This is a genomic window from Sphingomonas sp. HF-S4 (genome assembly GCF_032911445.1).
Classification (GTDB): Bacteria; Pseudomonadota; Alphaproteobacteria; order Sphingomonadales; family Sphingomonadaceae; genus Sphingomonas; species Sphingomonas agrestis.
On the sequence record NZ_JAWJEJ010000001.1, the window covers coordinates 687178 to 708095 of the forward strand.

General features: G+C 68.9%; 23 protein-coding genes. 16 read left to right on the plus strand and 7 right to left on the minus strand.

Going from position 1 to position 20918, the window contains the following annotated elements:
• Positions 1 to 33 precede the first annotated feature (33 nt).
• Positions 34 to 1320, minus strand: coding sequence for an acetamidase/formamidase family protein (locus tag RZN05_RS02960; RefSeq protein WP_317225133.1), 1287 nt, complete (start codon positions 1318 to 1320; stop codon positions 34 to 36).
• 111 nt (positions 1321 to 1431) lie between these two features.
• Between RZN05_RS02960 and radA the strand changes: the two genes are divergently transcribed.
• The 10 genes from radA (at position 1432) to RZN05_RS03010 (ending at position 10724) form a co-directional block, all read left to right on the plus strand.
• Complete coding sequence (gene radA, locus RZN05_RS02965) at positions 1432 to 2799, plus strand: DNA repair protein RadA (RefSeq protein WP_317225134.1); 1368 nt, start codon at positions 1432 to 1434, stop codon at positions 2797 to 2799.
• 366 nt (positions 2800 to 3165) lie between these two features.
• A complete protein-coding gene (locus tag RZN05_RS02970) occupies positions 3166 to 4989 on the plus strand; it encodes an AsmA family protein (RefSeq protein ID WP_317225135.1) in 1824 nt (607 codons plus the stop codon).
• Between the two features lie 39 nt (positions 4990 to 5028).
• Positions 5029 to 5589 (plus strand): lipocalin family protein, encoded by a 561-nt coding sequence (locus RZN05_RS02975; protein WP_317225136.1) that lies wholly within the window; start codon positions 5029 to 5031, stop codon positions 5587 to 5589.
• 67 nt (positions 5590 to 5656) lie between these two features.
• Positions 5657 to 5959, plus strand: a complete 303-nt coding sequence (locus tag RZN05_RS02980; RefSeq protein ID WP_317225137.1) for a PadR family transcriptional regulator — start codon at positions 5657 to 5659, stop codon at positions 5957 to 5959.
• The gene (locus RZN05_RS02985; protein WP_317225138.1) at positions 5956 to 7143 is read left to right on the plus strand and encodes a hypothetical protein; all 1188 of its coding nucleotides are present in this window, start codon (positions 5956 to 5958) and stop codon (positions 7141 to 7143) included. Before RZN05_RS02980 ends, RZN05_RS02985 begins: the two co-directional genes overlap by 4 nt.
• A 109-nt stretch (positions 7144 to 7252) precedes the next feature.
• Positions 7253 to 7804: a CvpA family protein gene (locus tag RZN05_RS02990; RefSeq protein WP_317225139.1), complete on the plus strand. Its 552-nt coding sequence runs from the start codon at positions 7253 to 7255 to the stop codon at positions 7802 to 7804.
• Positions 7805 to 7847: 43 nt separating this feature from the next.
• Positions 7848 to 8273, plus strand: a complete 426-nt coding sequence (locus RZN05_RS02995; RefSeq protein WP_317225140.1) for an iron-sulfur cluster assembly scaffold protein — start codon at positions 7848 to 7850, stop codon at positions 8271 to 8273.
• Positions 8273 to 10054, plus strand: a complete 1782-nt coding sequence (locus tag RZN05_RS03000; RefSeq protein WP_317225141.1) for a cation:proton antiporter domain-containing protein — start codon at positions 8273 to 8275, stop codon at positions 10052 to 10054. The genes RZN05_RS02995 and RZN05_RS03000 overlap by 1 nt, the downstream gene beginning before the upstream one ends.
• Positions 10051 to 10389: a DUF423 domain-containing protein gene (locus RZN05_RS03005; protein ID WP_317225142.1), complete on the plus strand. Its 339-nt coding sequence runs from the start codon at positions 10051 to 10053 to the stop codon at positions 10387 to 10389. The genes RZN05_RS03000 and RZN05_RS03005 overlap by 4 nt, the downstream gene beginning before the upstream one ends.
• A gap of 83 nt (positions 10390 to 10472) precedes the next feature.
• Positions 10473 to 10724: a DUF6894 family protein gene (locus RZN05_RS03010; protein ID WP_317225143.1), complete on the plus strand. Its 252-nt coding sequence runs from the start codon at positions 10473 to 10475 to the stop codon at positions 10722 to 10724.
• Here RZN05_RS03010 and RZN05_RS03015 read toward each other — a convergent pair.
• The 3 genes from RZN05_RS03015 to RZN05_RS03025 all read right to left on the minus strand — a co-directional run bounded on the left by RZN05_RS03015 (position 10721) and on the right by RZN05_RS03025 (position 14343).
• Positions 10721 to 12616: a M1 family metallopeptidase gene (locus RZN05_RS03015; RefSeq protein WP_317225144.1), complete on the minus strand. Its 1896-nt coding sequence runs from the start codon at positions 12614 to 12616 to the stop codon at positions 10721 to 10723. The genes RZN05_RS03010 and RZN05_RS03015 overlap by 4 nt on opposite strands.
• A 99-nt stretch (positions 12617 to 12715) precedes the next feature.
• Entirely contained in the window at positions 12716 to 13807 is a 1092-nt protein-coding gene (aroB, locus tag RZN05_RS03020) for a 3-dehydroquinate synthase (protein WP_317225145.1), read from the minus strand.
• Entirely contained in the window at positions 13804 to 14343 is a 540-nt protein-coding gene (locus RZN05_RS03025; RefSeq protein WP_317225146.1) for a shikimate kinase, read from the minus strand. The genes aroB and RZN05_RS03025 overlap by 4 nt, the downstream gene beginning before the upstream one ends.
• A 74-nt stretch (positions 14344 to 14417) precedes the next feature.
• Here RZN05_RS03025 and RZN05_RS03030 point away from each other — a divergent pair, with 74 nt between their 5' ends.
• From RZN05_RS03030 to RZN05_RS03045, 4 genes are read left to right on the plus strand one after another with little or no spacing between them, the layout of a single operon-like run.
• Complete coding sequence (locus RZN05_RS03030; protein WP_317225147.1) at positions 14418 to 14555, plus strand: hypothetical protein; 138 nt, start codon at positions 14418 to 14420, stop codon at positions 14553 to 14555.
• A gap of 46 nt (positions 14556 to 14601) precedes the next feature.
• Positions 14602 to 16332 carry a hypothetical protein gene (locus RZN05_RS03035; protein WP_317225148.1) on the plus strand — a complete coding sequence of 577 codons (1731 nt, stop codon included), beginning with the start codon at positions 14602 to 14604 and terminating at the stop codon, positions 16330 to 16332.
• On the plus strand, positions 16329 to 17264 hold the full coding sequence (locus tag RZN05_RS03040) for a tyrosine-type recombinase/integrase (protein ID WP_317225149.1): 936 nt from the start codon (positions 16329 to 16331) through the stop codon (positions 17262 to 17264). The genes RZN05_RS03035 and RZN05_RS03040 overlap by 4 nt, the downstream gene beginning before the upstream one ends.
• A 9-nt stretch (positions 17265 to 17273) precedes the next feature.
• Positions 17274 to 18221, plus strand: a complete 948-nt coding sequence (locus RZN05_RS03045; RefSeq protein WP_317225150.1) for an acetyl-CoA carboxylase carboxyltransferase subunit alpha — start codon at positions 17274 to 17276, stop codon at positions 18219 to 18221.
• A gap of 107 nt (positions 18222 to 18328) precedes the next feature.
• Here RZN05_RS03045 and RZN05_RS03050 read toward each other — a convergent pair whose 3' ends face one another.
• Both RZN05_RS03050 and RZN05_RS03055 read right to left on the minus strand, forming a co-directional pair.
• Positions 18329 to 18493, minus strand: a complete 165-nt coding sequence (locus tag RZN05_RS03050) for a Flp family type IVb pilin (RefSeq protein WP_317225151.1) — start codon at positions 18491 to 18493, stop codon at positions 18329 to 18331.
• Between the two features lie 132 nt (positions 18494 to 18625).
• Positions 18626 to 18808: a Flp family type IVb pilin gene (locus RZN05_RS03055; protein WP_317225152.1), complete on the minus strand. Its 183-nt coding sequence runs from the start codon at positions 18806 to 18808 to the stop codon at positions 18626 to 18628.
• 55 nt (positions 18809 to 18863) lie between these two features.
• Between RZN05_RS03055 and RZN05_RS03060 the strand changes: the two genes are divergently transcribed.
• Positions 18864 to 19280 (plus strand): (deoxy)nucleoside triphosphate pyrophosphohydrolase, encoded by a 417-nt coding sequence (locus RZN05_RS03060; RefSeq protein WP_317225153.1) that lies wholly within the window; start codon positions 18864 to 18866, stop codon positions 19278 to 19280.
• Here the strand turns inward: RZN05_RS03060 and RZN05_RS03065 are convergent.
• Positions 19277 to 20167: a class I SAM-dependent methyltransferase gene (locus RZN05_RS03065; RefSeq protein WP_317225154.1), complete on the minus strand. Its 891-nt coding sequence runs from the start codon at positions 20165 to 20167 to the stop codon at positions 19277 to 19279. The two genes, RZN05_RS03060 and RZN05_RS03065, sit on opposite strands and share 4 nt — an antisense overlap.
• On the opposite strand from RZN05_RS03065, the gene RZN05_RS03070 reads away from it, so the two are divergent.
• Positions 20166 to 20897: a ComF family protein gene (locus RZN05_RS03070; RefSeq protein ID WP_317225155.1), complete on the plus strand. Its 732-nt coding sequence runs from the start codon at positions 20166 to 20168 to the stop codon at positions 20895 to 20897. The two genes, RZN05_RS03065 and RZN05_RS03070, sit on opposite strands and share 2 nt — an antisense overlap.
• Positions 20898 to 20918: the final 21 nt, after the last annotated feature.

The following is a 20918-nucleotide window of genomic DNA, read 5'->3' on the forward strand; positions in this document are numbered from 1 at the left end:
GCAGGGGCAAGATTGGGCAGTTTGTCCCACCCTTCACGGGCGTGGCGGCAGCAGCGTCTTGTCGATCCGCGCTGCCACGCCGACGCTGCGGCCGGCAAGATTGGGCACGGTGAAGCGGACCGCGCTGCCCATCACTTGCGCCGCCTCCGATAGCGTGAGGCCGTAATCCTGCTGCAGCCACTGGATCAGCCCGGTGCTCGCCTGCTTGAGCGCTTCGTCGAGCGAGCCCGCCTGGCCGAGCGTCATCAACTCGGTGGCCGATTCGACGCGCGGCATCGGCACCGCCTTGCGCTTGATCAGCGCGACGCTGAACTCGACGTCCATCGAGGTTTCCAGCGCATATTGCGAGGTTTCGCCGTCGCCCTGCCGCGCGTGCGCATCGCCCAGATAGAGCAAGGCGCCGGGTTGCTGCACCGGCAGATAGACGACATTGCCTTCGACGATTTCGGGAAAGTCCATGTTGCCGCCGGCGCGGCCGGTATCGCCGGTCGAGAGCGGCGGCATGCCGAACCCGCTCGCCAGCCCTAGTCCGCCGAGCATCGGCCGCAGCGGCACGCGAAAGGCTTTGAGCGCGCCGCTCGCGCCCTCAGGCGTCGCATAGCCGGCTTCGCGGTCGAGCCGCCAGCGCACCGCCTTGCCAAGGCGTTGGGCATCGGGGACCAGCACAGTGCCGAGCCCACGACCGACGATGCTGTCGAGGCTGTCGGCCCAGTCGCGATTGAGGCGCAGCCGCGTGATATGGATCGCCAGTGTGTCGCCCTGCGCCGCGCCGGCGACGAAGAACGGGCCGGTCTGCGGGTTTCCGAACAGCGCGCGGGTGACGCCGTCGGCATCCACACCGCCCGAATCGACCGTTGTGGTGCGGACCGTGTCGCCGGGCCAGATCGTCAGGACCGGCGGGCGATCGGGCGAAAAGCTGTTCGAATAATCAGTTGGGCGGAAATCATGGATGCGGGGGCCTGGCGCGGATCGATCGGGCACGCGCCGTGCAGTGAAGGCGTGCCGGACGCGCGCCGCAGGATCGTTGCTGTCGGGAAAGTCCGCGGTGCCGCGCAGGCTCGTGCGGTCGATTGCGCCGTCGAAGCGATAGGTTTGCCCGCGAGCGTCGGTGACAGTGAAAGCGATCGATTGGCCGCGGACGCTGCCGCTGAGGCGGTCGCCGTCCCAGTCTCCGGTCAGCATCTTGCCGTCGGCGAGGAGGTTGAGGGTCGAATATTCCTTGTTCCCCCAGCGATCGGTGGCGACGACCCACTGCCCGGTCTGCGCATGCGATACGGTGGGAAGTGCGGCCAGCACCATTATGGCAAGCAAGCGGGTCACGGCATTCCTCCCTGGAGTGACTACAACTGTAGTTGATCGGGCCGGCAGGGCAAGCCCTCCTGCGGAGGAATATGGTTGTTCCCTTCCTGTTCCTGCGCTAGCATCGCGCGCATGGCGAAGCCCAAGAAGCGATATGTGTGCCAGGCGTGCGGATCGGTCGCGTCGCAATGGCAGGGGCAGTGCGCCGATTGCGGCGACTGGAACACGCTGGTCGAGGACGGCGGCGGGGTGGTCACCCCGTTCCAGGCCAAGCACAATCTCCAGTCGGGCGGGCGGGCGATCCAACTGGTCGGGCTCGACACCGATATCGCGCTGCCCGAGCGGATGCCGACCGGGATTTCGGAGCTCGACCGTGCATTGGGCGGCGGGTTCGTCCATGCCTCGGCGACGTTGATCGGCGGCGATCCGGGGATCGGCAAGTCGACCCTGCTGCTCCAGGCCGCGGCGAAGCTGGCGCTGCGTGGGCTGAGCGTCGCCTATGTCTCGGGCGAGGAGGCGGCGGACCAGGTGCGGCTGCGCGCGCGGCGGCTGGGGCTGGGCGATGCGCCGGTCCAGCTCGCCGCGGCGACGTCGGTGCGCGATATCCTCACCACGCTGGGCGAAGGCCCGGCGCCGGCGCTGCTGGTGATCGATTCGATCCAGACGATGCATTCGGACCTGATCGAAGGCGCGCCGGGAACGGTGAGCCAGGTGCGCGCGAGCTCGCAGGAACTGATCCGCTTCGCCAAGGAACGCGGGACCGCGCTGGTGCTGGTCGGCCACGTCACCAAGGACGGCAGCATCGCCGGGCCGCGCGTGCTCGAACACATGGTCGATACCGTGCTCGCGTTCGAAGGCGAGCGCAGCCACCAGTATCGCATCCTGCGCGCAGTCAAGAACCGCTTCGGCGGCACCGACGAGATCGGCGTGTTCGCGATGCAGACCGAGGGGCTGAGCGAAGTCGGCAACCCTTCTTCGCTGTTCCTCACCGAGCGCGACGAAAGCGTCACCGGCACGATCGTCTTCCCCGCGCTGGAGGGCACGCGTCCGGTGCTTGTCGAGGTCCAGGCGCTGACCGTGCGGCTGGCGAGCGGGGCGACCCCGCGGCGCGCGGTTGTCGGCTGGGATTCGGGAAGGCTGGCGATGGTGCTCGCGGTGCTCGAGGCGCGCTGCGGGCTGAGCTTCTCGGCGTGCGAAGTCTATCTCAACGTCTCGGGCGGCTATCGGGTGCAGGATCCCGCGGCCGACCTTGCCGTGGCGGCCGCGCTGGTCTCGGCGCTGGCCGAGCGGCCGCTGGCGGCCGATGCGGTGGCGTTCGGCGAGATCGCGCTGTCGGGCGAAGTGCGTCCGGTGGCGCATGGCGCGCTGCGTTGTCGCGAGGCGGCCAAGCTGGGGTTCGGGCGTGCGCTGGCGCCGGCGGCGCAGGCGGATACTGGGGGGCTCCAGCTTGCCGGGTTCAAGAACCTCGCGGCGTTCGTGGATCACCTGCTGGGGCGCTAGTCACTCTCCCTTTCCTGAAAGGGAGGGGCAGGAGGTGGGTTTAGGGCGGATCGACATTCAGCCCCGCCTATCCTCTCCCCTTGATAGGGGAGAGGATAGCGAAGCTTGGCAGCTTGCTGCCTAGCGCAGCTTGGAGAGGGGTAGAGCGGCGCTTTGCGCCGCGTCGGCGCTAGGCTGCTTGGCGACAGAGTCTTTTGGGCGCGCAGACGCGCGCACCCACCCATGATCGGGTGAACAGCGCCCCGCGCTGTTCAGGCCATGCCGGGGGCATGACCGACCCGATCATCCCTCCCTGCAAGCAGGGAGGGGAGTGATCAAGCTTGGCACCCCGCTGGAACCTTCGCGCGGCTCGCTCGTCCCAGCGGCATGTCGCGCCGCGTCCGTAACAGTCTCATCGCCGCGGCGGTCGTCGCCGGCCTGCTCGTCCTGCTGGCGGGCGCTTTCCCGGTTTCGTGGTTCCGTGGCACCGTCGAGCGCACGATCGCGAGCCGCTTCGACACGCCGGTGCGGATCGGCGCGCTCGAGCGCGAGGACTTTTTCTCATTCGCCCCAATAGTGCAGGTTCGCGACATCCATATCGCCCAGCCGCAATGGGCAGGACAGGGCGACCTTGCCTCGGTCCGCTCGCTTCGCCTCAAGCTGCGCACCTGGGGGCTTCTGCTCGGCAAGGTGGATGCCGAGATAGTGAGCGCCGAGGGCGTGCGGCTGAACCTGGTGCGCGACGCCCAGCGCCGCGCCAACTGGAAGCGGGACGGCGACAAGGCGGAAGGTGGTGGCGGTTCGGGGATCGAAGTGGCGCAGGTGCGCGACGCCGTGATCCGCTATCGCGACGCCGTCCAGCGCCGCGAATTCACCCTGAACGTCGCTATCAACCCGGACACCGGGCTGGCGGCCAAGGGCAACGGACAAGTCGATGGCGCGCCAGTGACGCTCGCCGCGCGCGCCGCCCCGATGCGCGCGGGCCAGCCCTGGGCCTTCGATGCGACGATCGACGGCGCCGCGCTAGGTCTCACTGCCAAGGGCAGCATGGCGGGACCGCTGCGCACCGACCGCATGGAATTCGACATGACCGCGCGCGGTGACGACTTGAAGCGCATCGACCGGATCATCGAGGCGGGGCTGTTCGGCACCCAGCCGGTCAAGCTCGCCGCGCATGTCCGCCGCGAGGACGATGCCTGGATCGTCGAGCGGCTGCGCGGTACGATCGGCGTGAGTGCGCTCAGCGGGCGAGTGACTGCCCGGAAAGCCGATGGGCGTACCAAGCTGGATGGCGCCGCGCATTTCAGCCGGCTGCGCTTCGACGATCTTGCCGACAACGAAGGCCTCGCCAAGCAGCAGGCGCTGACGCGGGCGATCGGGCCGAGGGTGGTGCCCAACACGCGGATCAACATCGCCAAGATCGACAAGACCGACGGCCAGATCGCGGTGCGGATCGACCAGATCGTCGGCTCGTCGACAGTGCGGGGCATACGCGGCACGCTCAAGCTCGACGACCGCATCCTGACCATCGATGATCTGCGTATCGCGCTTGCCCGCGGGACGGTCGCCGGGCGACTGGCGGTCGATCAACGCGCCGGCCAGCCCAAGCCGAAGGTCACGCTGGCGCTCGACATGGCGAACAGCAGCATTTCCGCGCTGTTCGGCGGCGGCGAAGTCGACGGGCGGCTCGATGCGCGGGTGCGATTGGCAGGCGTCGGCGATACGATCCGCGAGGCGGTCGGCCGATCGGACGGCACGATCGGCGTCGCGGCGCGCGCGGGTGCGCTGCCGGCCAAGATGGCGGCGCTGATGGGGTTCGATATCGGCAAGGGACTGCTCGGCGGCGACAAGGGACAGGCGGCGCTGCGCTGCGCGGTGGTGCGGCTGAGCCTACGCGGCGGGCGCGGCGTCACGCAGTCGCTGCTGATCGACACCAGCCTCAGCCAGAGCCGCGGCACCGGCTCCATCGGCTTCCCCGACGAGCGGCTGGCGCTCACGCTCACCGGCGCGCCCAAGGGCAAGGGCATCCTCCGCCTCCCCGGCAGCGTCAGCGTCAACGGCACGATCAGCGCGCCCGAGATCGTGGTGCCGAAGGAGACCAAGTCGGTGGGCAATGTCTTCAAGGCGCTTGGGCGGGCGGTGACCGGCAGCAGCGGCCCGGCAGCGACCGATGCCGATTGCGGCGCGCTGGTGCGCGGCGCGATCGGATAGAGGCTACCAATTGCACGGCTTCCATCGCATCATGGCGGCATGAAGCAATCGACTGCGATCTCGATCGCCACCGGCGTGGCCGCCGCCGCGATCGGCGGCCTGTTCCTCTATTCGCGCGCCACCCGGCCGCCGGTGATCAACGCGCAGGTGCCCGAGCCGGCCAGGCCGGTCGATCTCCAGCGCTATCTCGGCAAATGGTATGAGCTGGCGCGGCACGACAACCGCTTCCAGAAGGGGCTCGACGGCGTCGCCGCCGACTATGCGCTGCGCGACGACGGCAAGATCCGGGTGCTCAACAGCGGCTGCCAGGGCGGCCCGAAGGGCGAGCGCAGCGCCGCCGAGGGCCGCGCGATCGTCGCCGACGAAGCGACCAACGCCAAGCTCAAGGTCTCGTTCTTCGGCCCGCTCTACACCGGCGATTATTGGGTGCTCGATCGCGGCGAGGACTATGAATGGTCGATCGTCGGCGAGCCGAGCGGCCGCTACCTCTGGGTGCTGAGCCGGGAGGCCAAGCCCGCGCCGGGCGTGGTCGAGGCGCTGCTCAAGCGAGTGGAGGCGCTCGGCTACGATCGCTGGGCACTGCGGATCACCCAGCAATAGATCGCGGAACGCCGCATCCCCAAAGAAAGAGCTTGACGATAAATCTACCTAGGTAGATTTATCGCGCATGGCTCGATCGCGTACCCTCTCCAACCACGCCCGCAATATCCTATTCGCATTGCTGGAAGCGCGGGGAGGCTGGCAGCACGGCTATGAACTGGCACGCCTTGCGGGCGTGAAGTCGGGTACGCTGTATCCCCTGCTGATCCGCCTTGAGGAACAGGGCTATCTCCAGGCCGAATGGCAACAGCCTTTGGAAGGAGGGCGGCCGCCGCGGCATGCCTATCGGCTCACTGCCGCCGGCGAGCAGCTTGCCCGCGACAATCCGCCGCACGGTGCAGCCGCGGCAGCGCGCGCGGTGGCAATATGAGCCTGGGCACGCGGCGGCGCGTCGCCCTGCTGACCTGCCGCGTCCTGCAGCGTGCCTTGCCGCCGGGTCTGCAACCCTGGGGAGGGGCGATCGCCCAGGAGGTCGCCGAGATCGACGACGATGATGCGGCGCTGCGGTTCGCGCTGCATGGCCTGTTCGGCCTCGCGCCCCGGATCATCCTATTCCAGCTGGCCCGGCCCCTTGCGGCGCTGACCGGGAGAGACACTCGCAACGGAGGTACGGTAGATATGGACTTGTATGAGGTCGTGGTGCGCAGGCCGCAGGCGTTGGGGACGGCATGTGCCGTCGGTGCCGTCCTGCTTGGCCTGGCCTATATGTGGGCGGCTGGCGCACCCCTCCGGTATCTCGGCATCAATACCGGGGCGCTGGCGGTCGGGCTCGGGCTGCTTGCGCTCAGCGGTGGCCTTGTCGGCGTCGCCCGGCGCTGGCCGGGCGCGCTGACGCTGGCGATGGGCGTGCTGCTTCTCGCGACCGGGCTGCTCGGCGATCGAAGCGAGGGCGCCGCGCGCTGGGTCGCGTTCGGTGGCCTGTTCATCCAGCCGAGCCTGATCCTGCTGCCCGCGATGATCGTCGGCTTCGCGCGATCGCGCAACGCGCTGTCGGCGATCGGCCTGATCGTCGCCGCTGCCGCGATGGCGATCCAGCCGGATCGCGCGATGGCCGGGATGCTGGCAGCCGGGCTTGCGGTGCTCGCAGCGTTGCGGCCCGATCGCTGGGTGCTCCCGGCATTTGCCGCCAGCGCCCTGGCGTTCGGCATCACGCTGGTCCGGCCCGATACGCTTCCCGCGATGCCCTATGTCGATCAAATCCTCTATTCGGCGTTCGACGTGCACGCGCTTGCCGGGCTCGCGGTGCTGGGAGGCTCGATCCTGCTCGTCGTGCCGGCGATCGTCGGCAAGCTCTACGACGCGACTCATCGCGAGGCGTATTCGGTGTTCGGGATCGTCTGGCTTGCGGCCATCCTTGCCGCGGCGATCGGCAACTATCCCACGCCGATCGTCGGCTACGGAGGGAGCGCGGTGCTGGGTTACATGCTGAGCCTGGCGATGCTGCCGACGGCGACGCGTGCCTGCATCGGGGCGGAAGTCTCGATCCGCGACGAAGCCCCGGGCCAGCAACCCGTTGATCGCCACCTGTGCATCGGCATCGCCCTAACATCGTGATCCGGGCGGCGAAGCTAAGCGGCGCAAATCCTATTTTGCATGCGTGGCGCACGACGGCTTTCGCGTCGCCCGGCAGCCGCGTATCAGGGCGGCCGGAGGGACACGTTTCATGGCTTTGACCGGACTCGATATCGCCGTGCTGCTCGCGATCGGCGGGGCGGCGGTGCTTGGGTTCATCCGCGGGTTCGTGACCGAAGTGCTCGCACTCGGCGCGTGGCTTGCGGTGGTGCTGGTGCTCAAGCTGTTCCACGCGCCGTTCGCCGAGGTGATGGCGGGCGCAGTGGGCACGGCGCAGGGCGGAGCGGTGCTTGCCTTCGCGATCCTCACCGGGGTGACCTATTTCGGCGGGCGGATCGTCGCAAACACGATCGGCGCGCGGATGCGCGACAGCTTCCTCGGGCCGATCGACCGCGCGCTGGGCTTCGGCTTCGGCGCGCTGAAGGGGCTGGTGCTGGTGAGCATCGGCTTCCTGCTGCTCGTCCTCGTGTTCGACACCGTCGGCGGCGGGCCCGAGGGGCGGCCCGACTGGATCACCGATTCGACCACCTATCCGTTGCTCGACAAATCGAGCGCGACCGTCGCCGATTTCGTCGACCGCCGCCGCAAGGGCGAGCCGGTGTTCGGCGAGGAGGCGGAGACGAATTCGGCAAAGGCCAAGTAAGGGGCTCGCATCTGCGACGGCGGGCCCTTAAGTCGGGTGCGAAATGAACGCGCCGCTGTATAACACCCAGATCCTGCGGCTCGCCGCGGAGATCCCCTTTCACGAGCGGCTGGCCGATCCAGCTGCGAGCGTCGAGAAGCGTTCGCCGGTGTGCGGAAGCCGGGTGACCGTGGACGTCGACCTCGATGCCGAGGGGCGCGTGGCGGCGGTGGGGATGCTGGTGCGCGCCTGCGCGCTCGGCCAGGCATCGGCGTCGTTGCTGGGCGCCCATGTCGTCGGGCGCAGCGCCGAGGAGATCGCGGCGGCGCGCGACGGGCTTGCCGCATGGCTGGCGGGCGAACGCGATGGCCCGCCCGACTGGCCGGGGCTCGAGATCTTCGCCCCGGCGCTGCCCCATCGTGGGCGGCATGCCGCGATCCGGCTGGCATTCGAGGCGGCGGCCGACGCAGCGCAGGAGGCACGCGGCTGATGGAGGAGCATTCGAGCCTTTCGCTGCTCCATGACGGCGTGCCGTTGCTCGGCTTCGCGCTGATCTTCGTGCTCATCTTCCGCCGGCTCGGGCTGGGCGCGACGCTGGGCTTCCTCGTCGCGGGGGCAGTGGTCGGGCCGCAGGTGCTCGGACTGGTCGGCGATGCCGAGAGCAAGCTGGGCATTGCCGAACTGGGGATCGCCTTGCTGCTGTTCCTGGTCGGGCTCGAGCTCAGTCCGTCGCGGTTGTGGCGGATGCGCCGCGACATCTTCGGGCTCGGACTGATGCAGGTCACCCTGTGCGGCCTCGCGGTGACGGGGATCATCTGGGCGGCAGCCGAATCGACGCTGGCTGCGGCGCTCGCGCTCGGCCTACCGCTCGCGCTGTCGTCGACCGCGCAGGTGCTGCCGCTGCTCCAGTCGCAGGGCCGGCTGCGCACCCCTCTCGGCGAGCGCGCCTTCGCGATCCTGCTGTTCCAGGACCTGTCGATCGTCCCGCTGATCACCATCGTCGCGGCGATGTCGCGCAACCCCGCCGACATGAACGGGCCGCCCGGATGGCTGCTTGGCGTCTATACCATCCTCGCGATCGTCGGGCTGATCCTTGCCGGGCGCTACATCCTCCGCCCGGCGTTCCGGCTGATCGGCAATCTCGGCGAGCGCGAGATGTTCGTGTTCGCGGGACTCTTCACGGTGATCGCCAGCGCGGCGATCATGGAGGCACTCGGCCTGTCGGCGGCGCTGGGGGCGTTCATCGCCGGTGTGATGCTGGCGGATTCGCCCTATCGCCACGAGCTGGAAGCCGATGTCGAGCCGTTCCGCGCGATCCTGCTCGGCCTGTTCTTCCTTGCCGTGGGAATGACGCTCGACCTCAACGCGATTGCCGATCGGCCGCTGTTTGTCGCGGGCATGGCACTCGCGCTGATCGCCACCAAGACCGCGCTGATCATGGGGCTGGGCAGACTGTTCGGGATGCAATGGCGCGCCGCCTTCGCGCTGGGCGTACTGCTCAGCCAGGGCGGCGAGTTCGGCTTCGTGCTGTTCGCCCAGGCGCAAGGCGCGATGCTGATCACGGGCGAGGCGGCGAGCGTGTTCGGCGCGATCGTGACGCTGTCGATGGCGACCACGCCGTTCCTGATGATGGCGACCAAGAAGCTGCGCGCCGAGCCCGAGCGCAGCGCCGACGGGATGGAGGGGCCGCAGCACGAGGGCGCCAACGCCGTCGTGGTCGGCTATGGCCGTTTCGGACAAACGGTGGCGCAGATGCTGATCGGGCAGGGCGTGCCGGTGACGATCATCGACACCGATGTCGAGATGATCGAGACCGCGGGCAGCTTCGGGATGAAGGTCTATTATGGCGACGGCACCCGCCCGGACATCCTCCGCCTCGCCGGTGCGGCCGAGGCCGAACTCCTGCTGTTCTGCCAGGACGGCGACAAGCTCGATACCGAGGCGCTGGAAAGCATCCACCACGCCTTCCCCAAGGCGACGGTCTTCGTGCGCGCGTTCGACCGGCGATCGGTGATGAAGATGAAGGGGGCGCCGATCGCGGGCGCGGTGCGCGAATTGCTCGAGAGTGCGATCGTGATGGCGCGGCGCGCGATGGATTCGATCGGCGTGGCCGAGCAGGAGATCGACAAGACCGAGGCCGAGTATCGCCGGCGCGATTATGAGCGGCTCAAGATCCAGAAGGAAACTGGCGACATCTACGCCGCGCGCACCTCGATGTTCAGCCAGGCGGGGCAGGCCGCCGCGGCACAGGCGGACCTCGACGCGAAATGAGGCTGGTGGCGATCCTTGCGGCGCTTTCGGGCGCGCTCGCGGTGGCGGCGGGCGCGTTCGGCGCGCACGGCGTCGAGGGGCAGGCGGCCGAGTGGCTCCGCACCGGCGGCCAGTATCAGCTGATCCACGCCGTCGCGGCCCTGGTCGCGCTGCGGATGCGCGCGGTTGGGCCGGCGTGGTTGTTCGTCGGCGGTGCGGCGATCTTTGCGGGGACGCTCTATGCGATGGCGCTCGGCCTGCCACGCTGGCTTGGCGCGGTCACCCCGATCGGCGGAGCGAGCCTGATCCTCGGCTGGCTGTGGCTTGCGGCGGTCGCGGCGCGCAGCCGGGACTGAGCGGCGCGATTTATTGCCGTATCTTGTCGGGTTCCGGCTCGCTCGCGCGTCTCCTGAGGGACTGCGCAACTCTGCGAGACCCGATGCCGCTCTATCGCTTCGAGATCCATGACGGCGTGAACGACATCGCGCCGACCGCCAAGGACCTGCCCGACCTCGATGCCGCCCGCGCGCAGGCGATGTCGCTGCTCGCCGACCTGCTGCGCTGGAGCCCGGGGTCGATTTGGGTGGGCAACGACGTGCGCGTCGAGGTGATGAGCGCCGAGCGGCTGCTGCTGTTCCAGCTCTTCGCCTTTGCCAGCGTCAGCGCCGCGGGGCGCCAGGCGGGGGCTTAGCTCCCCGCGCCGACGATCTTGGCGACCTGCGCGGCGGTAACCGGGTGGTATCCGGCGCGCGCCTCCTCGAAGAAGCGTTTGGCGATCGGCTTGCCCCAATCGCCCTGCTTGGCAAGTCCTTCATAGACCGGGCGGATCAGCAGCCCGCGGCCGACGCTGGTGACGAAGGCGCGGATCGAGGGGAGCGCGGGATCGTAGCGATTGGCGATCGCGAGCTCCGCCCAGGCGCTGCGGACATAGGCGTTGCTCGACGCCGACAGGCCGAGCGTCTCGTCGAGTTCCTTGAGGCGGGCGGGGGTCTGCTGGCGTGGGAGGCCGTTGAGGAAACGCAACCATTGCTGGGTAGCCCAGCCCTGCGGCTTGACCGCCGAGACCGGCCCGCCGGCCTTGACTGCCGCGAGCTGGGCATCGACCTGTGTCAGCGTCGCCGACGTCACGTGCACGGCATTCTCGGGAAGCCCGGGCTGGTAGGTCCAGCGATCGAGCTGGAGCTTGGCCTCGAGCGCCTTGTCGCCCTTGATCAGGTTCTTGCGGATGTCCGCCAGGAAGCCCGCGCTGGTCTGCGGCTGGAAGGCGTGGCGATCGAAGTAAGAGCGGAGATAGGCGTCGAACGCGGGGCGGCCGACCGCACGCTCGATCGTGCGCAGGAAGGTCGAGCCCTTGAAATAATCGAGCTGGCCCGCGGTCGCGCCGGGATCGCCGTGGAGCCGCGTGGTCGGCGCGGCCTCGCCGCCGGCTTCCTCGATGTCCTTGACCAGCCCGTCCCAATCGAGATCGGCGTACATTGCCGCGCGCTCGGCGCCGTACACCGCCTCCATGATGCGGTTCTCGAAGTAGGTGGTGAAGCCCTCGTTGAGCCAGTTGTCCGACCAGGTGGCGTTGGTAACGAGGTTGCCCGACCAGCTATGCGCCAGCTCGTGCGCGACGACATCGGTGTTCGACCGGTCGCCGGTGATGATCGTGGGCGTCAGGAAGGTGAGCGTGGGGTTCTCCATCCCCCCGAACGGGAAGCTCGGCGGCAGGACGAGCATGTCGTAGCGGCCCCAGCGATACGGCCCGTAGAGCGCCTGTGCGGCGTCGATCATCTTCTCGACATCGCCGACTTCATGCGCGGCGGCATCGAGCTGCCCCGGCTCGGCCCACACGCCCGAGCGCGGGCCGGTCGCCTTGAAGGCGAGGTCGCCGACCGCGAGCGCGATCAGATAGGGCGGCACCGGCTTGTCCATGCGGAAGCGAAAGCTGCGCATGCCGTTCGCCGCGGGAACGCCCTTGGCGCCGTCGAGCCGCTCGCCGCTCATCACCGCGACCAGATCGGCGGGGACGGTGATCTTGGCGTCCCAGGTCTGGCGGATGCCGGGGCTGTCCTGGGTGGGGATCCAGCTACGGTTATTGATCGGCTGGCCCTGGCTGAACAGATACGGCTTCTTCTTGCCGGCGGTGAGCGCCGGGGCGAGCCATTGCATCGCGCTGGCGCCGGCGCCGCTGGCATAAGCGATGGTGATGCGCTTGGCGCCGTTCAGCTGGACGGTCAGTGCCGAGCCGATCTCGGCGTCGCGCTTGCCGATCGCGAAGGGGAGCTTGCGACCACGCTCGTCGGTGACCGCTGTGATCGACATCGGCAGGTCATCGATGTCGAGGACGACTTCCTTGGCGCCCTTGGCGGCGAGCACGTCGAGCGTCGCGGTGCCGCGCATCGTCTGCGCGGCGAAATCTGCGGTGAGGTCGAGGCTGACATGCGTGACGCGCGCGATCTCAGGGCGGGCGTGGGTCCAGACGTCCCTGGCCTCGGGCGTGGTGAGGATCGGCGCGGGCTTGGTGATCTTCTGGGCATCGGCCGGAGCGGCGAGCGCCATCAGCGAGACGGCGGCGAGAGCGGTGGAAAGAATGCGCATGCAGCGCTGCTATGCCGATCGCGGCTGAACGGCAACTGAGTCGAGGCTCCGGGCGGCATGTGGTTTGTTTCCTCCCCCGTTGCGCGAGGGAGGAGATTTTTAGCGCGGCTGTTCGTCGAGGAAGGCTTCGACGTCGTTCAGGTCCACGGTCTTGTCGAGGAAGGTCTGGCCGATGCCCCGCGCGAGCAGGAAGGGCAGGGTGCCCGCCGCCATCTTCTTGTCGTGGAGCATATGCTCGACCAGCCGCGCCCCGCTGGCGGTAATCCCCGCCGCGGTGAGCCCGTCGGGCAGGCCGACCGCGCGGAGGTGCGCGGCGACGCGGTCGGCATCCTGTGCGGAGCAGAGGCCGCGGCGCGCCGAATAGGCGAAGGCCAGTGCCATGCCCGCAGCGACGCCTTCGCCGTGAAGGAGTTTGTCAGAGAAGCCGGTCTCGGCCTCTAGCGCGTGGCCGAAGGTGTGGCCGAGGTTGAGCAGCGCGCGCTTGCCGGTGGTTTCGCGCTCGTCCTCGCCAACGATGCGCGCCTTGGCGGCGACCGAATGGGCGATGGCGTATTCGCGTGCCTGGGTGTCGCCGGCGAGCAACGCGGCGGCATTGGCTTCGCACCATTCGAAGAACGCGAAATCGTCGATCAGCCCGTATTTCACTACCTCGGCATAGCCGGCACGGAGCTGGCGCGCGGGAAGGGTGTCGAGCACCTGCGGGTCGATCAGGACGATGCTCGGCTGGTGGAATGCGCCGACCAGGTTCTTGCCAGCGCGGCTGTTGATCGCGGTCTTGCCGCCGACCGAGCTGTCGACCTGTGCGAGCAGCGTGGTGGGGATCTGCACGAAGTTGCAACCGCGCTTGAGGATCGAGGCGGCGAAGCCGACCAGGTCGCCGATCACGCCCCCGCCCAAGGCGATGACATGATCGCTGCGCTCGACGCCGAGTTCGAGCAGCCGATCGGTGAGCGATTCGAGCTGCGCCCAGCTCTTGGTCGATTCGCCCGGTGGAAGGACGATCGCCTCGCTGGGACCACCCAGGCTCGCCTGGAGCGTGGCGAGGTGCGCGCCGACATTTTCGTCGGTGATGACGACGAAGCGACGGCCCTTGTCGAAGCGCGCGAGCGCCTCGCCGGCGCGGGCGAGCAACCCGGCTTCGATGCGGACGTCGTAGCTGCGGTCGCCCAGAGCGACGGGAACGGTGTTCAAGTGCGGATCGCCTTCAGGATTTCGTCGACGGTGAAGTCGTGCGGAGCCGCGACGCTCTGCACGCGGATCGGCGCGAGCGCATAGAAAGGATTTCTTACCGCCGCCAATTCGGTGAGGATTTCCTCGGGATCGCGGCCGCGCAGCAAGGGGCGCGTGTCGCGGCGGCGGACGCGATCGGCGAGGACGGCGGGTTCGGCATCGAGCCAGATCGCGATCGACTGATCGAGGATGAGGTGGCGGGTCTCTTCCTGGAGGAAGGCGCCGCCGCCGGTGGCGATCACCTTGGGCGTGCCGTCGACCAGCCGGGCGATCACCCGGCGCTCGCCGTCGCGGAAATAGGGTTCGCCGAATTTCTCGAAGATGTCGGAGATGCTCATCCCCGCCGCCGCCTCGATCTCGTGGTCGGCATCGACGAAGGGCAGGCGGAGCCGCTGGGCGAGTCGACGGCCGACCGTGGTCTTGCCGGCGCCCATCAGCCCGACGAGCACGATCGGCTTGCCCTTCCAGGGCCAGTCTTGGGCATGCGCTTGCAACATCGTCGGGGGGCTATACAGCGGGGGAGGGTCTCGGGCAAAAGGCCCGCGCGTTTCTCTTGTTTACGGACCGTTCCATGTCCCGCTTTATCGTCGTGATCCTCGTCATCCTCCTCGTGCTGATCGGGGGAATCGTCTTCCTTTCGACCCGCAGCACCGAGCAGGAACCGGTGCGCATGGAAAAGGCGGTCTCGCTTGATAACCTCACGAACTAAGCGTTCGCGGATCGGGTTTGCGGCGCTGCTGCTGGCAGGCGTGGGGATGCCCGCGCTGGGTCAGGACACGCCCGAATCGCTGCTGCCGCCGGGGTTTGACGATCCCGCGCCGGCACCGGCTCCCGCGCCCCGTCCAACCGCTGCGCCGGCGCCTTCGCCGACGCTAACCGCGGCGCCGCTGTCCGCGCCCGAGGGCGTGACGCTTCCGGCCGACGAGGCGCTGGGCAATTTCGCCGAGCAGGCCGAGGCGCAGGCCGCGCAGATCGACCTGTCGAAATACGAGCTGCCCGAATTCGCGCGGCATTCGCTGGCCATGGTCGGCGTTCGCGCCGCGGGCAATGCCGAGTTCGCCGCCGATTCGTTCGGTGCGACCGACGGGCGCTATCTCCAGATACTGATGCGGCGGATGAAGGCGCCGGTGGCGTCACGCTGGGTGTCGATCGTGCTGCGCCGCGCGCTGATGTCGCCGCTCGACACGCCGGCCGGGATCGACGGTGCCGATTTCGCCGCCGACCGCGCCTGGACGCTGCTGCGGATGGGCGAGGCCAATGCCGCGCGGGCGGTAATCAACGACGTCGATGCCGATAATTACACGACCTGGCTCTATCAGGTGGCGATGCAGACCGCGCTCGCGACCGGCGATCCGGCGGCGCTGTGCCCGCTCGCCGATCGGGGTGCCGCGACGATTCAGCAGCGCGGCTGGGCCTTCGCCCGCGCGATGTGCGCGGGGCTCGCCGGCAAGCCCAACGAGGCGGGGCAGCTCTTTGATCGCGCGCGTTCTGGTTCGAGCCCGTCGGACATCGACAACCTGCTCGCCGAAAAGGTGCTCGGCACCGGCGCGCAAGGCCGCCGCGCGGTGACGATCGAGTGGAATCCCGTGGGCCAGCTCACCGCATGGCGCTGGGGGCTGGCGACCGCGACCGGTGTCGAAGTGCCCGCCGATCTCTACCAGACCGCCGGGCCGCAGGTCCGCTACTGGCAGGCGCTGTCGCCCAATATCGATCCGGCGGCGCGCGCACCCGCGGCCGAGCTTGCCGCGACGGCGGGGGTATTCTCCACCGCCGGACTGGTCGACCTCTATTCGGAGATCGAGACCGCGGGTGGCGGCGGGCCGGGCGAGACCGTCGCACGCGACTTGCGCACGGCCTATAGCGACGGCGATGTCGGTAACCGGCTGAAAGCGATCCGCACGCTGTGGGACGCCGCGGACACGCCGCGCACGCGCTATGCCCGGATGATCCTCACCGCGCGCGCGGCTTCGTGGATCCCGGCGAGCGACAAGGTCGAGGAGGCGAGCCGGCTGATCGCGTCGATGCTCGCTTCGGGATATGATTCGGCCGCGCTCGAATGGAAGCCGGTGGTGCCGCGCGGGAGCGAGGGGTGGGCGCTGCTCGCGCTCGCCGATCCGGGCAACGGCCTAATTTCTTCGAGCGACGTGAGCGGCTTTGCCGAGGGCGGATCGCGGCGGAAGGCGCAGATGCTGCTCGCCGGGCTCGCGGGGCTGGGCCGGCTGAACGCAGGCGAGGCGCAGAGCGCGGCAGCGTCGCTCGACGTCCAGATCGGCGGGGTCAATAGCTGGACCCAGGCGATCGACGATGCCGGCCAGCGCGGCGACGCGGCTACGGTGGCGCTGCTCGCCGGCGTCGGCATGCAGTCGGTCAGCTGGGACGCAGTCTCGCCCGAGGCGCTGTTCCACATCGTCGCGGCGATGCGCGCGGCGGGGATGGTCAATTATGCGCGGATGGTCGCCGTCGAGGCGGTGACGCGGTCGGCTTGACGGGGAATGACGACCGCGCGCTGATCGAGCGCTTTCTCGAGATGATGCGGGCGGAAGCGGGCGCGGCGGGCAATACCATTGCGGCCTATGGCACCGATTTGCGGCTCGCCTCCGAACTGCTCGAAGGGCGGCTTCGCGAGGCCGGGCCAGCGGAGATCGAGACGCTCGCCGGCGAGTGGCAGGCACTCGCGCGATCCACCGTGGCGCGCAAGGCGGCGGCGCTGCGGCGCTTCTTCGCCTTCCTCGCCGACGAAGGGTTCCGCGCCGACGATCCCAGCGCCGCGCTGCCGCGGCCCGGGACGGCGCGTGGGCTTCCGAAAGTGCTGAGCACCGGCGATGTCGATGCGATGTTCGCGGTGATCGCCGCGCGGCAGGCGCGGGTGCCGGCAGATCCGCTCGATCTGCGGCTCGCCGCGCTGATCGAGCTGCTCTACGGGTCGGGGCTGCGCGCGACCGAGCTGGTGTCGCTGCCGCGCAACGCAGTGGCGCCCGACCGGCCCTATCTGATCCTCAAGGGCAAGGGTGGGCGCGAGCGACTGGTGCCGATCTCCGACCGCGCGCGGGCTGCGGTGGCGGCGTGGCGCGCGCATGTCGCGGCGGGGCGGCCCTGGCTGTTCCCTTCCGGCAAGGGACACCTTTCTCGAATGCGGCTCTACCAGCTCGTCCGCGCGTTGGCGGGCGAAGCGGGAATCCCGCCCGATCGCGTAAGCCCCCACGTCCTGCGTCACGCCTTCGCGACGCACCTGCTCGAAGGCGGCGCCGACCTGCGCGCGCTCCAGGCGATGCTCGGCCATGCCGATATCGCCACGACCGAGATCTACACTCATGTCGACAGCAAGCGGCTGGTCGATCTGGTCAACGAACGACATCCGCTGGGCGAGGCGCTGGCCGCAGTCGCGCCACGCGTTGACGCAAAGCCCGACGCGTCCTAACCGCCCCCGATGGCAACTTTCCTCGACTTCGAGAAACCGATCGCCGAGCTCCAGAGCCGGATCGACGAACTGCGCCGCACCGCCGAGGGCGGATCGGTAGACATCGACGCGGAGATCGCGCCGCTCCAGGCCAAGGCCGAAAAGCTGCTGGTCGACACCTATGCCAAGCTGACGCCGTGGCAGAAAACCCAGGTCGCGCGGCATCCCGAGCGCCCGCACTTCAAGCATTATGTCGCCGGGCTGATCGAGGACTTCATGCCGCTGGGCGGCGACCGCGCCTTTGCCGACGACAATGCGATCATCGGTGGGCTGGGACGCTTCCGCGGCCGCCGGGTGATGGTGATCGGTCATGAGAAGGGCGACGATACCGCCAGCCGGCTCAAGCACAATTTCGGCATGGGCAAGCCCGAGGGCTACCGCAAGGCGATTCGGCTGATGCAACTCGCCGACAAGTTCAAGCTGCCGGTGCTGACGCTGGTCGACACCTCCGGCGCGTTCCCCGGCGTCCAGGCCGAGGAGCGCGGCCAGGCCGAGGCGATCGCGCGTTCGACCGAGCAATGCCTCAACCTCGGCGTGCCGCTGATCGCGACGATCCTCGGCGAAGGCGGCTCGGGCGGCGCAGTGGCGCTCGCGGCGGGCAACCAAGTGTTGATGATGGAGCATGCGGTCTATTCGGTGATCTCGCCCGAAGGCTGCGCCTCGATCCTGTGGCGCACCGCGGACAAGGCGGCCGACGCTGCCGAGGCGATGAAGGTCACCGCACAGCATCTCAAGGAATTGAAGGTGATCGACGGGATCATCGTCGAGCCGACCGGCGGCGCGCATCGCGATCCCGGCGCCGCGATCCAGGCCCTTGGCGACGCGGTGGAAGCGGCGCTAGACGATCTCGACGGCGTCTCGTCCGAGGGGCTGCGCCAGGCACGTCGCGCCAAGTTCCTGGCGATGGGCCGGATCTGAATCCAAACTTCTCCTTTCTTTCAGGGAGAGGAGCAGGACCAGGCAGACGAAAAAGGGCGGCGGAACCGAAGTTCCACCGCCCTTCTTTCAAACGTCGGTCGTAAGAATTACGACTTCATGTTCGACGAAACGTTCGTAAAGGTCTTGTTGAGCTGGTTGCCCAGACCCTGCATCGCGGCGATGGCGGCGACGGCGATGAGAGCGGCGATCAGGCCGTACTCGATCGCGGTGGCGCCCTTGGAATTCTTAACGAAGTTGCGAATCTTCTGCATAACCGGTCTCCAACGTTCTAGAACTTGCTTCATTCACCCGGCCGTTCCGGAGAACCGGTTCGGCATCAACTATCCTAAGGAAGGGAAGTAAAGAAACGGCTAAGTCACTGTGTTACCAGCCGTTAACCATGTTCAGCTCGCGGTCTGCACCTTGTTGCTGACATTATTCCACATGTCGGTCGTGACGGTGCCCACCGAAACGAGCGCGCCCATGATGGCGAGCACGATCAGTGCGCAGATCAGCCCATATTCGATAACCGTTGCCGCCTTGGTATCGCGGATCAGGCGGTAGAACGACTTCGTCAGGGCTCGCATAACGCCCGCTTCTCCCCCAGAGGAGATTTGCAGATAGCGAAAGAGCCTTAACGAAATGTCGATCCCGAGTTCCGGGCTTTTGCTGGTCGTAGCCGCCGCACTGGTCGGTCCGGACGGGCGCGTGCTCGTCCAGCAGCGCCCGCCGGGCAAGCCGATGGCCGGGCTGTGGGAGTTTCCCGGCGGCAAGGTCGAGCCCGGCGAAGTGCCCGAGGCGGCGCTGGCGCGCGAGCTTTCGGAGGAACTAGGCGTCACCGTGGCGCCCGACGCGCTCGCGCCGATCGCCTTTGCCAGCGAAGGGCTGGGCGGCCGGCACCTGCTGCTGCTCCTCTACGTCGCGCGGGACTGGGAAGGCGAGGCCGAGGCGCATCATGCCAGCGCGCTGCAATGGGTGCGCCCGGCCGAGATGCGCACGCTGGCGATGCCCCCGGCCGACGTGCCGCTGATCGACGCGCTGGAGCGGCTGCTGACTTAGTGTTTCGGCTTCAGCGCATCTGCCAGCGAAGCCGTTGCGCTGCCGCGGCGCGCAGGCTGGGGCTGCGAGGCGTCGGGAGCCCAGCCGGTCAGGTAGACGATCTCGAAACGCTCGGGCGTGCGGCCGTCGGGCTCGGCGCGGTCGGCGAAGGCGGCCGAGGCGCGGACCAGCGTGTCGCGGGTAAGCGGCGCGGGGTTGGAGAGCAGATTGGTCGCCGCCATCCCGCGCAGGTCGCGCAGCAGATTGGGCAGCCCGGCATAGCGCACCATCAGCGTCTCGACATCGGCGACCGGCAGCGCGAAGCCCGCGCGGGTGAGCAGGTCGCCGCCTGCGCGCACGTCGATCTGCGGATGGAGCCGCGCCGCCGGGCGATCGGCCTCGGCTTCGCGCAGGCACGCGCGCAACGTCGCCAGCGTGCCCGCGCCGGCAAAGGCGGCAAGGAACAGCCCGTCGGGGCGCAGCACCCGCCGCGCCAGCGCCAACGCGCCGGGCACGTCATTGACCTGGTCGAGCACGCCGACCGACACCACCAGGTCGAACGATGCATCGGCGAAGGGCAGGCGATCCTCGTCGGCCTGGACCCCGCCCGCGGCCTTGGCGAAGCCGAAACCGGCGTCGAGCCGGGCAATGCGCGCGCCGGGAAGCTGGAGATCGCCGGCGAAGCTGCCCAGGTCGAGCACGTCGCGAAATTCGCGCTTCACCCCGTCCAGTCGCTCGAGCAGCCCGTCGAGCATATGCTCGCGGAGGAAAGCGAAGCCGACAAAGTCGGGCGCGGCGCGGTCGCGCCGGCTGCGGCGGGTGGCGCGGGGGAAGATTTCAGGCGGGTTTTCGGAGTCGGACACGCGCGGCTTGTGCAGCGTGGCGGAGCCGACGACAAGTAAGCCCATGAAGGCGCTCGCATCCTTGGGCCGGCTCGCCGATCTCGCCTTGCCGCCGCGCTGCCCGGGATGCGGCGAGGTGACGCCCGCCGATCACCGCTTCTGCGCGCGCTGCTGGGGCCGGCTGCGCTTCCTCGGGCCGCCCTGGTGTGCGGCGTGCCAACTGCCCTTCGACTATGATCGCGGCGAGGACGCGCGCTGCGCCGAATGCATGGCCGATCCGCCACCGCACGACGGGGTGCGCGCCGCGGTCGCCTATGGCGAAGTTGCGCGCGAGGTCGCGCTAAAGCTCAAATATTCGGGCCGGCTGGCCTGCGCGCAGACGATGGCACGCGCCATGGCGCGGCTGATGCCTGCGGATGCCGAGTTGCTGGTGCCGGTGCCGCTCCACCGCTGGCGGATCTGGTCGCGCGGGTTCAACCAGGCGGCGCTGATCGCGGCAGCGCTGTCTCGCGCCAGCGGCGTGCCCGCCGATGCCGAACTGCTGCGCCGCGTGAAGGCGACCCCGGTGCTGCGTGGGCTCGGGCCGCGCGGACGCGCCAAGGCCGTCGCCGGTGCCTTCGCCCTGGCGGATGGCGCGAGGCAGAAGCTGGCGGGGAAGACCGTCATCCTGGTCGACGACGTCCATACCAGCGGCGCGACCGCGAACGCGTGCGCGCGCCTGCTCAAGCGCGGTGGGGCGGGCAAAGTGATCCTTCTGTGCTGGGCGCGCGTTCTGGAAGGCGAGGCGCCCGATTGACAAGCGCCGCCACGACCCACA

Excerpts from the sequence above, each read along its gene's own strand:
- radA (WP_317225134.1), top strand. The coding sequence starts at position 1,432 with ATGGCGAAGCCCAAGAAGCGATATGTGTGCCAGGCGTGCGGATCGGTC.
- RZN05_RS02970 (WP_317225135.1), top strand. The coding sequence starts at position 3,166 with ATGTCGCGCCGCGTCCGTAACAGTCTCATCGCCGCGGCGGTCGTCGCC.
- RZN05_RS02975 (WP_317225136.1), top strand. The coding sequence starts at position 5,029 with ATGAAGCAATCGACTGCGATCTCGATCGCCACCGGCGTGGCCGCCGCC.
- RZN05_RS02980 (WP_317225137.1), top strand. The coding sequence starts at position 5,657 with ATGGCTCGATCGCGTACCCTCTCCAACCACGCCCGCAATATCCTATTC.
- RZN05_RS02985 (WP_317225138.1), top strand. The coding sequence starts at position 5,956 with ATGAGCCTGGGCACGCGGCGGCGCGTCGCCCTGCTGACCTGCCGCGTC.
- RZN05_RS02990 (WP_317225139.1), top strand. The coding sequence starts at position 7,253 with ATGGCTTTGACCGGACTCGATATCGCCGTGCTGCTCGCGATCGGCGGG.
- RZN05_RS02995 (WP_317225140.1), top strand. The coding sequence starts at position 7,848 with ATGAACGCGCCGCTGTATAACACCCAGATCCTGCGGCTCGCCGCGGAG.
- RZN05_RS03000 (WP_317225141.1), top strand. The coding sequence starts at position 8,273 with ATGGAGGAGCATTCGAGCCTTTCGCTGCTCCATGACGGCGTGCCGTTG.
- RZN05_RS03005 (WP_317225142.1), top strand. The coding sequence starts at position 10,051 with ATGAGGCTGGTGGCGATCCTTGCGGCGCTTTCGGGCGCGCTCGCGGTG.
- RZN05_RS03010 (WP_317225143.1), top strand. The coding sequence starts at position 10,473 with ATGCCGCTCTATCGCTTCGAGATCCATGACGGCGTGAACGACATCGCG.
- RZN05_RS03015 (WP_317225144.1), bottom strand. The coding sequence starts at position 12,616 with ATGCGCATTCTTTCCACCGCTCTCGCCGCCGTCTCGCTGATGGCGCTC.
- RZN05_RS03025 (WP_317225146.1), bottom strand. The coding sequence starts at position 14,343 with ATGTTGCAAGCGCATGCCCAAGACTGGCCCTGGAAGGGCAAGCCGATC.
- RZN05_RS03030 (WP_317225147.1), top strand. The coding sequence starts at position 14,418 with ATGTCCCGCTTTATCGTCGTGATCCTCGTCATCCTCCTCGTGCTGATC.
- RZN05_RS03035 (WP_317225148.1), top strand. The coding sequence starts at position 14,602 with ATGCCCGCGCTGGGTCAGGACACGCCCGAATCGCTGCTGCCGCCGGGG.
- RZN05_RS03045 (WP_317225150.1), top strand. The coding sequence starts at position 17,274 with ATGGCAACTTTCCTCGACTTCGAGAAACCGATCGCCGAGCTCCAGAGC.
- RZN05_RS03050 (WP_317225151.1), bottom strand. The coding sequence starts at position 18,493 with ATGCAGAAGATTCGCAACTTCGTTAAGAATTCCAAGGGCGCCACCGCG.
- RZN05_RS03055 (WP_317225152.1), bottom strand. The coding sequence starts at position 18,808 with ATGCGAGCCCTGACGAAGTCGTTCTACCGCCTGATCCGCGATACCAAG.
- RZN05_RS03060 (WP_317225153.1), top strand. The coding sequence starts at position 18,864 with ATGTCGATCCCGAGTTCCGGGCTTTTGCTGGTCGTAGCCGCCGCACTG.
- RZN05_RS03070 (WP_317225155.1), top strand. The coding sequence starts at position 20,166 with ATGAAGGCGCTCGCATCCTTGGGCCGGCTCGCCGATCTCGCCTTGCCG.
- RZN05_RS03065 (WP_317225154.1), bottom strand. The coding sequence starts at position 20,167 with ATGGGCTTACTTGTCGTCGGCTCCGCCACGCTGCACAAGCCGCGCGTG.